Annotated in this window: 13 protein-coding genes; 5 read left to right on the top strand and 8 right to left on the bottom strand. The window is 70.7% G+C overall.

Annotated elements, in window-relative coordinates; genetic code table 11:
• The first annotated feature begins 24 nt into the window (after nucleotides 1-24).
• Complete coding sequence (locus JIX56_RS14325; RefSeq protein ID WP_257540767.1) at nucleotides 25-1620, top strand: Na+/H+ antiporter; 1596 nt, start codon at nucleotides 25-27, stop codon at nucleotides 1618-1620.
• Here the strand turns inward: JIX56_RS14325 and JIX56_RS14320 are convergent.
• Complete coding sequence (locus JIX56_RS14320; protein ID WP_257540766.1) at nucleotides 1617-2534, bottom strand: 1-aminocyclopropane-1-carboxylate deaminase/D-cysteine desulfhydrase; 918 nt, start codon at nucleotides 2532-2534, stop codon at nucleotides 1617-1619. The two genes, JIX56_RS14325 and JIX56_RS14320, sit on opposite strands and share 4 nt — an antisense overlap.
• A 57-nt stretch (nucleotides 2535-2591) precedes the next feature.
• Nucleotides 2592-3182 (bottom strand): N-acetylmuramoyl-L-alanine amidase, encoded by a 591-nt coding sequence (locus tag JIX56_RS14315; RefSeq protein ID WP_257540764.1) that lies wholly within the window; start codon nucleotides 3180-3182, stop codon nucleotides 2592-2594.
• A gap of 292 nt (nucleotides 3183-3474) precedes the next feature.
• Between JIX56_RS14315 and JIX56_RS14310 the strand changes: the two genes are divergently transcribed.
• The gene (locus tag JIX56_RS14310) at nucleotides 3475-4881 is read left to right on the top strand and encodes a family 2B encapsulin nanocompartment shell protein (RefSeq protein ID WP_257540762.1); all 1407 of its coding nucleotides are present in this window, start codon (nucleotides 3475-3477) and stop codon (nucleotides 4879-4881) included.
• A 257-nt stretch (nucleotides 4882-5138) separates the two neighbouring features.
• Nucleotides 5139-6218, top strand: coding sequence for a family 2 encapsulin nanocompartment cargo protein polyprenyl transferase (locus JIX56_RS14305; RefSeq protein WP_257540760.1), 1080 nt, complete (start codon nucleotides 5139-5141; stop codon nucleotides 6216-6218).
• 340 nt (nucleotides 6219-6558) lie between these two features.
• Here JIX56_RS14305 and JIX56_RS14300 read toward each other — a convergent pair whose 3' ends face one another.
• Entirely contained in the window at nucleotides 6559-7149 is a 591-nt protein-coding gene (locus JIX56_RS14300; RefSeq protein WP_257540759.1) for a TetR/AcrR family transcriptional regulator, read from the bottom strand.
• 125 nt (nucleotides 7150-7274) lie between these two features.
• Here JIX56_RS14300 and JIX56_RS14295 point away from each other — a divergent pair, with 125 nt between their 5' ends.
• Both JIX56_RS14295 and JIX56_RS14290 read left to right on the top strand, forming a co-directional pair.
• Complete coding sequence (locus JIX56_RS14295) at nucleotides 7275-7859, top strand: dihydrofolate reductase family protein (protein WP_257540757.1); 585 nt, start codon at nucleotides 7275-7277, stop codon at nucleotides 7857-7859.
• Nucleotides 7860-7989: 130 nt separating this feature from the next.
• On the top strand, nucleotides 7990-8328 hold the full coding sequence (locus JIX56_RS14290) for a hypothetical protein (RefSeq protein WP_257540755.1): 339 nt from the start codon (nucleotides 7990-7992) through the stop codon (nucleotides 8326-8328).
• Nucleotides 8329-8381: 53 nt separating this feature from the next.
• On the opposite strand, the gene JIX56_RS14285 is transcribed toward JIX56_RS14290, so the two are convergent.
• The 5 genes from JIX56_RS14285 to JIX56_RS14265 form a co-directional block, all read right to left on the bottom strand.
• Nucleotides 8382-9116 (bottom strand): VOC family protein, encoded by a 735-nt coding sequence (locus JIX56_RS14285; protein WP_257550854.1) that lies wholly within the window; start codon nucleotides 9114-9116, stop codon nucleotides 8382-8384.
• Nucleotides 9117-9312: 196 nt separating this feature from the next.
• Nucleotides 9313-9768, bottom strand: coding sequence for a VOC family protein (locus JIX56_RS14280; protein WP_443031817.1), 456 nt, complete (start codon nucleotides 9766-9768; stop codon nucleotides 9313-9315).
• 9 nt (nucleotides 9769-9777) lie between these two features.
• A complete protein-coding gene (locus JIX56_RS14275; protein WP_257540751.1) occupies nucleotides 9778-10203 on the bottom strand; it encodes a helix-turn-helix transcriptional regulator in 426 nt (141 codons plus the stop codon).
• Nucleotides 10204-10447: 244 nt separating this feature from the next.
• Nucleotides 10448-11308, bottom strand: a complete 861-nt coding sequence (locus tag JIX56_RS14270) for a carbohydrate ABC transporter permease (protein WP_257540749.1) — start codon at nucleotides 11306-11308, stop codon at nucleotides 10448-10450.
• Between the two features lie 7 nt (nucleotides 11309-11315).
• On the bottom strand, nucleotides 11316-12302 hold the full coding sequence (locus JIX56_RS14265) for a carbohydrate ABC transporter permease (protein WP_257540747.1): 987 nt from the start codon (nucleotides 12300-12302) through the stop codon (nucleotides 11316-11318).
• Nucleotides 12303-12449 lie beyond the last annotated feature (147 nt).

Here is a 12449-nt window from a genome sequence, read left to right as displayed (position 1 = left end):
CGGAAACGAAGACGGCGGGAAGCGATGCACTTTTTGCCCTTGCTGTTGCTGGTCGCGGGGAGCGCGACGGTTGCCGGAGCCGCCCGGCGTACGCCGGTGCCCGCCCCGCTGCTGCTGGTCGCGGTGGGGCTCGTGGTGTCGTACCTGCCCGGCGTGCCGCACTACGAGCTCGACCCCGAGATCGTCCTGCCGCTGATCCTGCCGCCACTGCTGTACACGGCCGCCGGCGACAGCTCCTACCTCGATCTGCGGGCCCAACTGAGGCCCGTGGCGCTGCTGTCGGTCGGCTACGTGCTCTTCGCCACCCTCTCCGTGGGCTGGGCCGCGTACATGATCGTGCCGGGGCTGCCGCTGACCGCCGCGCTGGTGCTGGGCGCGATCGTGGCGCCGCCGGACGCGGTCGCGGCGACGGCGGTCGCCCGGCGGGTGGGGCTGCCGTCGCGGATCACCACGATCCTGCAGGGCGAGTCCCTGGTGAACGACGCGACCGCGATCACCGCCTACCGGGTGGCCCTCGCGGCCGCCGTCGGCGAGGGCGCGAGCTGGACCGGCGGGATCGTCGAGTTCCTGGTGGCGGCGGTCGGCGGCGTCGCGGTGGGCCTGCTGCTGATGATGCCGATCCACTGGCTGCGCACGCACCTGAAGGAAGCGCTGCTGCAGAACACACTCTCCCTGCTGATCCCCTTCGTCGCCTACGGGCTCGCCGAGTGGGTGCACGCCTCCGGCGTGCTCGCCGTGGTCGTCGTCGGCCTGTATCTCGGCCACCGCAACTGGCAGGTCGACTTCGCCACCCGCCTCCAGGAGGAGGCCGTCTGGAAGATGGTCGCCTTCCTGCTGGAGTCCGCCGTGTTCGCCCTCATCGGACTGCAGCTCCAGGTCGTCCTCGAAGGACTGGGCGAGTACGAGGGGGTGCGCGCCGGCTGGTACGCCGTGGCCGTCTTCCTCGTCGTCGTCGCGTCCCGGTTCATATGGGTGTATCCAGCGACCTTCCTGCCCCGGATGCTGTCCCGGCGGATCCGGGAACGGGAGGGCAATCCCACCTGGAAGGGGCCGTTCGTCGTGGCCTGGGCCGGCATGCGGGGCGTCGTCTCGCTGGCCATCGCCTTCTCGATCCCGCTCACGGTGCACGGCGGGGAGGACTTCCCCGAGCGGAACCTGATCCTCTTCCTGACCTTCACGACGGTCATCGGGACGCTGGTCATCCAGGGGTTGACCCTGCCGCCGCTGATCCGGGTGCTGAAGCTGCCGGGACGCGACCAGCAGGCCGAGACGCTCGCCGAGGCCAACGCCCAGGCCCAGGCGTCCCGGGCCGCCGAGGCCCGCCTCGACGAACTCCTCGCGAACGAGAGCAACGAGCTGCCGCCGCCGCTCGTCGACCGTCTCCGTACGGTCCTGGAACGGCGCCGCAACGCGGTCTGGGAGCGGCTCGGCGCGGTGAACCCGGTGACCGGGGAGAGCGTCGACGACGTCTACAGCCGCCTCTCCCGGGAGATGATCGGCGCCGAGCGCGAGATGTTCGTGAGGCTGCGGGACGGCCGCTACATCGACGACGAGATGCTGCGCACGCTGCTGCGGAGACTGGACCTGGAGGAGGCCGCGGTCTACCGCGAGGCGTCCTAGAACGGGCGCCCTGTGATCACCGCGGTGATCGTCGTCCCGCGCGGGAAGACGCCTTCCGATGTGAGGGTGACAAGTCCGTGGAGCAACTTGGCGACATAGAGACGTTCCACGGGGAGGCCGTGGCGGGTCTCGAAGTCGGCGGCGAAGGCGTCCAGCTCGGGCGTGGTGCGGGCGTAGCCGCCGAAGTGGAAGCGCTCGTCGAGCCGCCAGTCGCCGCGCGGGCCGCCGAAGGCCTGGTCCTGGAGTCTTCGTATCTCCTCTTCGAGGAAGCCGCCCTTGAGGACGGGGATGCCGAGGGCGCGCTGGTCGGGGGCCAGACCGGCGGCCAGACCGGCGAGGGTGCCGCCGGTGCCGCAGGCGATGGCCACGACGTCGGCCCGGCCGCGCAGTTCCGTGCCGAGATCCTGGCAGCCGCGTACGGCGAGGGCGTTGCTGCCGCCCTCGGGGACGACATAGGCGTCCTCGGCGCCGGCGGCGCGGAGCACGGCGGCCAGGGTGGCCGGGTCGGTCTTGTGGCGATACGTCGATCTGTCGACGAAGTGGAGCCGCATGCCGTCGGCCGTGCAGCGGGCCAGGGACGGGTTGAGGGGGCGGTCGGCCAGCTCCTGGCCGCGGACCACGCCGATGGTGGGCACGCCCAGGAGGCGGCCCGCGGCGGCGGTGGCGCGCAGATGGTTCGAGTAGGCGCCGCCGAAGGTGAGCAGCGGACGGCCGGCCGCCGCGCGCAGACTGGGGACGAGCTTGCGCCACTTGTTGCCGATGAGCTGCGGATGGATCAGGTCGTCGCGCTTGAGGAGCAGCCGGACGCCGTGGCGGGCGAAGCGGTCGTCCGCGACCTCCTGGAGGGGGGACGGCAGCCGGGGGCGCAGGGCGGTGGCGGGGTCGGGGTCGGGGGCGCGGGGATGGCCGGTCATCCGCCCATTGTCGGACACATGACCGGCCGGCGCCGGGGGCCGCCCACGATCGGGTCCCTACTTCAGGCGGGCCCGTATTCGCTCTCTCATGGAGGCCATGGTGAAGCCCCGGGGGTCGACCTTGCCGGGCTGCCATTCGAGATGGCCGATGACGGACCGCTGGTTCCAGCCGTGGTGACGGCAGATGGCTGCGGAGACCCTCTCGATGGCGTCGAGTTGGGCCTTGGGCCAGGGATCCTTGCCGTCGCCGAGGTTCTCGCACTCGAAACCGTAGAAGTGCCGGTTGCCGTCGGTGTTGGCCTCGTTGTCCAGCGGGAGGGCCTTCTCGGCGATCACGGCCCGCAGGACGTCGTCGTCGCCGAAACCGGCGTGATTGGCGCGGCCGTAACCGACGAGGTGGACCCGGCCGTCCTTGGTGATGACGCCGTGGCACAACGGGCCCGGCAGGCCCGAGTAGCCGTCGCGGCAGATGCGGACGGTGCGTTCGCTGCCGGAGGTGACGGTGTGGTGGATCATCACGCCGTGGACGGGTCCCCAGGGGCCCTTGTGGTTGCGGTTGTGATGTTCCCAGTCGCCGACCTCGACGACCCGGACGCCCTCGTTCTTGAGGACGGTGAGAAATCTTCCCGCGGACATGGGTGGGGCCATGGCCGACTCCTTCGTACGGTGCGACGGCCGCTGGTCGTGGCCGCCTCGTACGCAGGCTTGTACTCCCAACGCCCGGTGGGAGCCAGTTGACGGTGGGACGTGCGAGTCGATCCGGTCAGATTCGGCGAGGAGCCCGCCCGGCGCGCGGATCGTCGACAAAGTCCCCTGATATGCCCAGACTTCTAAGATCCATTCCCGCTCTTTCGGGTAATAGCACCGGCACATTCCGCGGTGGGAGGCTGGGTCGCGAGATCGGTGACCGCGATATCAGTGCACCCGGAGGGGAATCCGTATGTCGGTAGGCGAAGAGGTTCGCTCGCAGCAGGACAGGCCGCAGCAGAGTCTCGGCACGGCCGCTGCCCGCAACCTGGCCACCACCACGAAGTCCACACCACAGATGCAGGAGATCAGCTCCCGCTGGCTGCTGCGCACCCTGCCCTGGGTGAACGTGCAGGGTGGCACATACCGGGTGAACAGGCGGCTCACCTACGCGGTCGGCGACGGCCGCGTCACTTTTGTGAAGACCGGCGACCGGGTCGCCGTCATCCCCGCCGAACTGGGCGAACTGCCGGCCCTGCGGACTTACGAGGACATCGACGTGCTGGGCGAGCTGGCCCAGCGGTGCGAGCAGCGGGAGTTCTCGCCCGGTGATGTGCTGGCCGAGTTCGGCAGCCATGCCGAGGAGGTGTTCCTGCTCGCGCACGGCAAGGTCGAGAAGATCGGCACCGGACCCTACGGCGACGACGCGGTCCTCGGTGTGCTGGCAGACGGGGCCTACTTCGGCGACCAGTCGCTGCTCGACCCCGACGCGATCTGGGAGTACACGGCCCGCGCGGTCACCGCGTGCACGGTACTGGTCCTGCCGCGTGCGGCCGTCGAGCAGATCTCGGAGCGCGCCGAGACCCTGAGCGAGCACCTTCAGGAGCAGCGTTCCATCCCGTCGCAGCGCACCAACAAGTACGGCGAGAAGGAGATCGACCTCGCCGCCGGCCACAGCGGTGAGCCGGACATCCCGCACACCTTCGTCGACTACGAGGCCGCGCCGCGCGAGTACGAACTGAGCGTCGCCCAGACCGTGCTGCGCATCCACACGCGCGTGGCCGACCTCTACAACCAGCCGATGAACCAGACCGAGCAGCAGGTCCGGCTGACCGTCGAGGCGTTGAAGGAGCGCCAGGAGCACGAGCTCATCAACAACCGCGAGTTCGGCCTCCTCCACAACTGCGAGTACGACCAGCGGCTCCAGCCGCACGACGGCGTGCCCAGCCCCGACGACCTGGACGAACTGCTCAGCCGCCGCCGGGGCACCAAGCTGCTGCTCGCCCACCCGCGCGCGATCTCCGCGTTCGGCCGCGAGCTCAACAAGCGCGGACTCGTCCCCGAGACCATCGACATCGCCGGGAACCGCATCCCGACCTGGCGCGGCGTGCCGATCTACCCGTGCAACAAGATCCCGGTGACCGAGGCCAGGACCACGTCGATCATCGCCATGCGTACCGGGGAGGAGGACCAGGGCGTCATCGGTCTGCGGGCCGCGAACATCCCGGACGAGATCGAGCCCAGCCTGTCCGTGCGCTTCATGGGCATCAACGAACAGGCGATCATCAAGTACCTCGTGACGGCCTACTACTCGGCCGCGGTCCTGGTCCCCGACGCGCTCGGCGTTCTGGAGAACGTCGAGATCGGCCGCTGGCGGTGACCTTGTCCGACCGGACGCCGTGTCCCCGCCCGTCAGGGCGGGGACACGGCGGGACTCTGCAAGGCGAGATCCCGGAAAGGCGGAGCCCCATCACGAGTCCCGCAGACCCGACGGGAGCGGTGGGCTCGGCGGGAGCGGCGCGATCGGCGGGAGTCGGTGAGCCGGCGAGGGCCGTGGATCCGGAGAGCGGCGGGGATTCGGCTGGAGTCGGTGAATCGGCGGAGGGTGGGGAGTCGGCCGATGCGGTGGGGCCGGTGATGCCAGGGGCTGCTGCCGGTGTTCGGGGGCCGGTCGGTCGGTCGGGGGCGGTGAGTGCGTTCGACGGGCAGGAGGCGGCGGAGATCCTGGAGCAGGCGCGGGTGTCCGTCGACCCCGAACTGCGCCGGGCCGTCGGGTCGTTGCCCGGCTCGATGCGCCGGGTCGCGCGCTACCACTTCGGCTGGGAGCACGCGGACGGCACACCGGCCGCGGGGAACGCGGGCAAGGCGATACGGCCCGCGCTGGTCCTGGCCGCGGTCGCCGCGCTCGGCGGCCGCGAGTCCGCCGCCGTACGGGCCGCCGCGGCGGTGGAGCTGGTGCACAACTTCACGCTGCTCCACGACGACGTGATGGACCGGGACACCACCCGCAGGCACCGGGCCACCGCGTGGACCGTGTTCGGGATCCCCGACGCGATCCTCGCCGGGGACGCGCTGCAGGCCCTGGCCCAGCAGCTGCTCGCTGAGGACCCGCATCCGGCGTCGGCGGCGGCCGCCGCGCGGCTCGCGTCCTGTGTCGTCGAACTGTGCGCGGGACAGCACACGGACACCGAGATGGAAGGACGCCGTCCGCAGGACGTCACCCTCGACGAGGTGCTCGCCATGGCCGAGGCGAAGACGGGCGCGCTGCTCGGCTGCGCCTGCGCGCTGGGGGCGTTGTACGCGGGGGCCGGTGAGGAGGACGTCCAGGCCCTCGACGCGTTCGGGCGGGAGGCCGGGCTGGCCTTCCAGCTCATCGACGACGTGATCGGCATCTGGGGGGACCCGAGCCGCACCGGCAAGCCGGCCGGGGCGGACCTCATGGTCCGCAAGAAGTCCCTCCCGGTGGTCGCCGCGCTCGCCTCCGGCACCCCGGAGGCCGCCGAACTCGCCGAGTTGTACGGGCTGCCGTACGAGGAGGGGGACCTGGAGCGTACGGCGCTGGTCGTGGAGCGGGCCGGTGGTCGTGACTGGGCGCAGATCCAGGCGGCCGATCGTATGGCCCGGGCCATGCACGAACTGTCCCGTGCGGTACCGGACCCGGAGTCGGCCGGCGGGCTTCTCGCGCTGGCCGAGTTCGTGACGCGTCGCAGCAGCTGAGGTGGGGCCGAGTGGCCTCCACGACCGCCGGTGGCGCGGGTGCGAACACCCGCCCGCTTGAGGCTCCGGAGGCGCTGGCGCGGTGCTGACCTGACCCGGTGCCGTGCCGGTGCCTTCGGATGGCCGGCGGGTCCCGCACATCCCCACGGTGTGCGGGGCCCGCCGGTTTTCGGGTTCGCCCCCGCCGCCCCTACCCGTCCCATCCCCAGGGGCTGCGCCCCTGCGACCCCCTTCCCCTTACGCCTCAGAGCTCGGGGGATGTGGGTTGTTCGGCGGGTGCGGGTGCGGGTGCGGGTGCGTTGTGGTTGCTCGCGCAGTTCCCCGCGCCCCTTTCGGGGCGTCAGTGCTCGGGGACGATCGATTCCACGATGCGTTCCATCAGGCCTTCGGGGGCGGGGACGCCGGGGAGGGCGTTGTCGAGGACGTCGGGCAGGGTGAGGTGTTCGAGGAGGAGGCCCTGCATGGCCAGGTAGAGGACCATGACGGTCTCGTCGCCTCCGGGGAGGCCCGCCTCGCGGTGGAAGCTCATCCCAAAATCCAGCTCTCCGCGCACCGACTCGGTGTACGAGGCGTGCAGGGCGGGGCGGCGGGTGGCTTCGAGGCGCAGTTCCAGATGCGCGAGATAGCCGGTGCGGTCCCCGGTCACACGGGCCAGTAGGTCGCGCATGAAAGCCATGACCAGGGAGCGGTCCTTCGGCGCCTTGAGCAGTTCCTCGACCACGGCCGGGTCGGGGGTCAGCCGCTCCTGCAGCCGGGTGTCGATCTGGTGGAGCAGGGCGTCGCGGTCGGCGAAGTAGTTGGACGCGGTGCCCACCGGCACGCCGGCCTCGGCGTCCACCGCGCGGAACGTCAGCCCGCGCGCTCCTTCCCGCGCCAGCACCGCCACCGCCGCGTCCAGCAGAGCGGCCCTGCGTTCCGGGTTCCTGACCATCCGCGCTCCTCAGTTCCTGGAGTATCTGAATCCCTTGCAACCACTACAGTTGAAGTACTATAACTGACGTGGTTGAGTGAGTGGCTCAGGAGCACTCACCTGTCGGACGAGGGAAAGAGACCGGTTTGCGCAAGTTGACGTACCTCATCGCCTGTTCGATCGACGGCTTCATCGGGGACGCGGACGGCGACGCGTCGTTCATGTACCCCTTCGTGGTGGGCGACTTCGCCGAGTACCTCAAGGCGGAGCACCCGGACACCAACCCGACCCAGGTGCGCCGGCTCATCGGCACCGACGGTCTGGCGAACAAGGACTACGACACGATCATCCAGGGCCGCGCCAGCTACGACGTGGCGCTGAAGGAGGGCATCACCAGCCCGTTCGCCCATCTGCGCGAGTACGTCGCCTCGCGCACGCTGAAGGAGTCGCCCGACCCGAACGTCGAGATCATCTCGGACGACCTGGTCGGCAAGGTCCGCGAGCTCAAGGCGGAGGACGGGGGACTCGGCATCTACCTGTGCGGCGGCTCGGCCGTCGCCGGCGCGCTGGTCGACGAGATCGACGAGCTGATCATCAAGACGTATCCGATCGTGCTGGGCACCGGTATGCCGATGTTCGGCTCCGGGTTCGCCGTCTCCGAGTTCACGCTCGACGAGGTGCGGAGCTTCGACAACGGGGTGCTGGTGCGGACGTACAGCAGGAAGCGCTGACGGGGCGGGGTCGCGTCGGCCGGCGGCCTGGGCGGCCCAGCGGCCGGGCGGGCGATGGTCGCCTGGCCGGTCGCCGATGGTCCGTGTGCGGCGGGGAGCGCCCTGGCGCCATCGGCAATACCCTGGACGCATGGGCATCGACGAACAGGTCTGCCCGGTCTGCGGACAGCCGGTGGCCACGGTCGTACGGCGGCACAAGACGCTGGGCGCGTGGGTACCCGTGTGGAGTCCGGGGCCGTGCAGAAACCCCAAATGTGAGGCGTACGTCGACGAGGCCGTCGAGGCCCAGACGGCCGCCGCGGAGAAGCCCCGGGCCGTGGCCCGGCGGACGCACGGAAGCCATGGCGCGCATGGTGGTCATGACGCGCATGGTGGTCATGACGTGCACGTGGGGGAGGCAGATAAGCAGGTCGAGGTGACCGCTGAGACCGCTGAGACCGCTGAGGCGAGCACCGAAAAGAAGGCCTGACGGGATCCGCCGGGGCGGGGTTGCCCCCGCTGGCGGCGCCCTACCCGTCCGCGTCACTCGGCCCTGGGTGGCAATCCGCCCGTTTCCGGGTCGCGGCCCGTCAGGCAGTATGTGCCGCCCGCCGGGTCTCGCATCACCGTCCAGTGCGGGTGGCCGGCCACGAACGTGGCGCCGAGGTGTTCGTGGCGGGTGCGGGTGGCGTCGATGTCGGCGCAGGCGAGGTCGAGGTGGGCGGAGGCGGGGCGGGGGGTGTCGAGGCGTTGGAGGAGGATGCGGATGGGGAGACCCGTCGGTGGGCGCAGGACGTGGAACTCCGGGAGGGAGCCCGCGCGGGAGTCCCAGCCCGACAGGGCCGCCCAGAACGCGACCTCGCCGTCGAACTCGGCCGGTGACACGTCCAGGCACACCTGATCCAGCCGGCTCCCCTCGACCACCGGCGTCCGTACCGACTCCCCGTGCCACGGCACCACGCAGAAGAGATGTCCGGCGGGCGAGCGCAGCACCGCCCAGCCGTCGTTCGGGGTGACCACCTCGGCGCCGAGCCGGACCGCCCGGTCCACGAGCGCGGGTACGTCCTCGGCGGCGAAGTCCAGATGAGCGCCGCCGTCACCGGACGCGACCCCTTGCGCCTTCACGCACGCGTCGCCCGTCTCGGGCAGCAGGGTCACGAACTCACCCCGCTCGCCTCGCGGTTCGGACAGCTTGGCCGCCGTGACGGCCGTCCAGAAGGCACAGGCCCGCTCGAACCCGGCCGCCGGCCGGTCGACGAAGGCGTACGTCCACCGGATCGCCCCGCCCGCCCCGTCCGCCGGGCTTCCACCCTCGCGCGCGTCCCCGTGACCGCTCCCGCTCACTCCACCCACAGCGCCGCTCCCTCTCGCACGGTCCAGCCCCTCCGACTGAACGACTCGTACGGTCTCCCGCCGCCCCGCCCCACGCAACGACGTTTCCGTCGGCCCGCCGGTCACCCCGGCCGGTGTCGGCTCAGGGCCGGCGTTCCATGAAGCGGAGCATGTTGCCCGCCGGGTCGCGGAAGGCGCAGTCGCGGACGCCGTAGGGCTGGTCCGTGGGCTCCTGGAGGACGTCGGCGCCGGAGGACTCGACGCGGGCGTAGAGGGCGTCGCAGTCGGTGGTGGTGAAGTTGACGCCGCGGAGGACGCCCTTGGCGAGGAGGGTGGCGATGGTCTCGCGGTCGGCGGGGGAGATGTCGGGGTCGGCGGCGGGTGGCTCCAGGACGATCTCGACGTCCGGTTGGAGCGGGGAGCCCACGGTCACCCAGCGCATCCCCTCGAAGCCGACGTCACCGCGGACCTCCATGCCCAGCACGTCGCGGTAGAAGGCGAGCGCCTTGTCGTGGTCGTCGACGGCCAGGAAGCACTGGGCGAGCTTCACATCCGGCGCCGGGAGTCTGGTCATAGCGTGGGGATCGTTCGTAGCCATGTGCTCACGCTAGGACGCTTCGCCGGGTTCCGCCGTGCGTATGCGGTGCCGGGCGGGCCGGGTCAGACGCTTCGCCACGCACGCGGGGATCACCGCGCTCTCGTCGTGCGAGCGCGCTCGGTACGCGCTCGGCGTCTCGCCGACCAGCTCCGTGAAGCGGGAGCTGAAGGAGCCCAGTGACGTACAGCCCACGGCCAGGCACACCTCCGTCACCGTCAGGTCGCCGCGGCGCAGCAGCGCCTTGGCGCGCTCTATGCGGCGGGTCATGAGATAGCCGTACGGGGTCTCGCCGAAGGCCGCGCGGAAGCTGCGCTGGAAGTGGCCGGGGGACATCAGCGCGGTCCGGGCGAGGGCGGTCACGTCCAGCGGCTCGGCGTACTCGCGGTCCATGCGGTCGCGCGCCCGCCGCAGCCGCACCAGATCGTCCCGGTTCATGCCCACAGCATCGCACCGGCCACTGACAATGGGTGGCCGATGGGGTCCGCCGAGGGAGGGTCGGCTCGCTGACCTGGCCCGATGAGCATCGAGCGTCGAGCCGACCTTCCTGTTCCCCGGGGCACCTCTCGCGACCGGGAGCCACCGGGAGCCACCGGGCCCCGGATGCGGGCCCTGCTCGTGCCCCTCGCGGACGATCCGCCCCCGTCGCCGGCCTCACTACCGCCCCCGCCCCCGTGCGCGGTCAGCCCTTCACCGCCGAGCTGGCCACCCCCTGCACGAACCACCGCTGGAAGAAGGCGAAGACGATCAGGACCGGCAGGACGAGGAGGACGCCGAAGGCGAGGATCTGGCCCCAGTCCGGGGGCTGCTGTCCCTGGAAGACACTCATCTCCAGCGGCAGCGGACGTACGGACGGGTCGGAGACCATCAGCACCGGCCACAGGAACGAACCCCACTGGGTGAGGAAGGTCAGGATCGCCACGGAGGCGAACGCCGGCTTCGACATCGGGACGATGATCGCGAAGAACGTGCGCCAGGGGCCCGCTCCGTCCAGCCGGGCCGCCTCCTCGATGCTCGGCGGGATCGAACGGAAGAACGTGTGGAACTGGTAGACCGAGAAGGCGTTGGCGACGAAGGGGAGCGCCTGTATGAAGAGCGTGTTCCGCTGGTCGTTGAACATGTAGAACAGCGGCACGGCCACCGACTCGAACGGCACCAGCATCAGCAGCAGGACGAGGGTGAAGACGGCCTCCCGGCCCCGCCACTTCAGGCGGGAAAGCCCGTATGCCGCCATCGAGTTGATGAAGAGGCCGCCCGTCACGACCACGAACGCCAGCAGCAGCGAGACGCCCATGAACTGCCAGAAGTAGCCCGTGCTGTCGGAGTTCAGGCTGTCCAGGACGGCGGAGTAGTTGTCGAAGGACAGATGGGTCGGCAGGAAGCCGGACAGGCCGTCCAGGACCTCGTCGGACGGCTTGAGGCTGCCGAGGAGGAGGTAGAGGACGGGCAGCGCGAAGACGAACGCCAGGACGGAGAGGACGGCGTAGTCGAGGAAGCGGCGCAGGGACCCGCGGGAGAGACCGGTGCTCGTGCTCGTACTCATGTCTGAGTCAGTCCTCGTTGTCGGGCCGTACGAGGCGGCGCTGGATCAGGGTCAGGACGACGACGATCAGGAAGAAGACGACGGTGATCGCGGACGCCTGGCCGATGTTGTTCTGGTCGAAGGCGGTGGTGACGGCCTGGTACATCACCGTGCGGGCGGCGTCCTCGTCGAGCCCGCCGCCCTTGACCAGGACGTAGACCTGGTCGAAGACCCGGAAGGACAGCACCGAGGTGAGCAGCGCGACGAAGACGAGCGTGCCGCGGATGCCGGGCAGCGTTACATGCCGGAACTGCTGCCAGGGGGACGCCCGGTCGAGCTCGGCGGCCTCGTAGAGCTCGCCCGGGATCTGCTGGAGTCCGGCGAGCAGGATCACCATCTGGAAGCCGACGCCCTGCCAGACGGAGAGCACGATGATCGAGGCCATCGCGGTCAGCCCGTCGCCGAGCCAGTCGAACGCGCCCCAGTTGCCGAAACTCACCGCGTCCAGCGCCGAGTTGAGCATGCCCTGGTCGCTGCGGGCGAGGATCAGCCGCCAGATCACGGCGACCAGGGCCATCGGGAAGACGACCGGCATGAAGAAGAGTGACCGGAAAAGACCGATCGCCTTCAGTTTTCGGTTCAGGAGGATCGCCAGGCCGAGGGCGAGGCCCGTCTGGAGGGGGACGACGACCACGGCGAAGGTCAGGTTGTTCAGCAGCGCCCGCAGGAACGGGCCGGACAGGTCGGGGTCGGTGAACAGCCGCCGGTACTGCTCCACGCCGAAGAAGGTGGGCTCCAGCGGGGAGCCGAGGCGCACGTTGTAGAAGGAGAGCACCACGGCGTAGCAGAAGGGGATGCCGACGAAGGCGATGAGCCCGGCGACGGCGGGCGCGGACATCAGCAGTCCGTGCAGCCACTCGCGGTTCCGGCGGGACGGCCGCCGGGCCGGTGCGCCGACGGGTGAGGCCTGCTTCCGGCCAGGGGCCGCTGCGGGCGCGGGTTCCACGGTTTTCACGGGGGGTCCTCTTCCCGGCGGGGCGGGCGGCCGCGGAGTGCGCGCCCGCCCCGGCCGATGGGTTCGACTGAACCCGATGGGTCCGATGGGTCCGATGGGTCCGATAGGTCCGACTGAACCCGACAGGTCCGACAGATCCGACAGGCT

The organism is Streptomyces sp. CA-210063 (assembly GCF_024612015.1).
Taxonomy (GTDB): Bacteria; Actinomycetota; Actinomycetes; order Streptomycetales; family Streptomycetaceae; genus Streptomyces.
Note: the sequence above shows the minus strand (reverse complement) of the source record. Positions and strands in the feature narration are given on the sequence as shown.

Bases quoted from the DNA above. Each gene is read 5' to 3' on its own strand.
- JIX56_RS14325 (WP_257540767.1), top strand. From the start codon at position 25: ATGCACTTTTTGCCCTTGCTGTTGCTGGTCGCGGGGAGCGCGACGGTT.
- JIX56_RS14320 (WP_257540766.1), bottom strand. From the start codon at position 2,534: ATGACCGGCCATCCCCGCGCCCCCGACCCCGACCCCGCCACCGCCCTG.
- JIX56_RS14315 (WP_257540764.1), bottom strand. From the start codon at position 3,182: ATGGCCCCACCCATGTCCGCGGGAAGATTTCTCACCGTCCTCAAGAAC.
- JIX56_RS14310 (WP_257540762.1), top strand. From the start codon at position 3,475: ATGTCGGTAGGCGAAGAGGTTCGCTCGCAGCAGGACAGGCCGCAGCAG.
- JIX56_RS14305 (WP_257540760.1), top strand. From the start codon at position 5,139: ATGCCAGGGGCTGCTGCCGGTGTTCGGGGGCCGGTCGGTCGGTCGGGG.
- JIX56_RS14300 (WP_257540759.1), bottom strand. From the start codon at position 7,149: ATGGTCAGGAACCCGGAACGCAGGGCCGCTCTGCTGGACGCGGCGGTG.
- JIX56_RS14290 (WP_257540755.1), top strand. From the start codon at position 7,990: ATGGGCATCGACGAACAGGTCTGCCCGGTCTGCGGACAGCCGGTGGCC.
- JIX56_RS14280 (WP_443031817.1), bottom strand. From the start codon at position 9,768: ATGGCTACGAACGATCCCCACGCTATGACCAGACTCCCGGCGCCGGAT.
- JIX56_RS14275 (WP_257540751.1), bottom strand. From the start codon at position 10,203: ATGAACCGGGACGATCTGGTGCGGCTGCGGCGGGCGCGCGACCGCATG.
- JIX56_RS14270 (WP_257540749.1), bottom strand. From the start codon at position 11,308: ATGAGTACGAGCACGAGCACCGGTCTCTCCCGCGGGTCCCTGCGCCGC.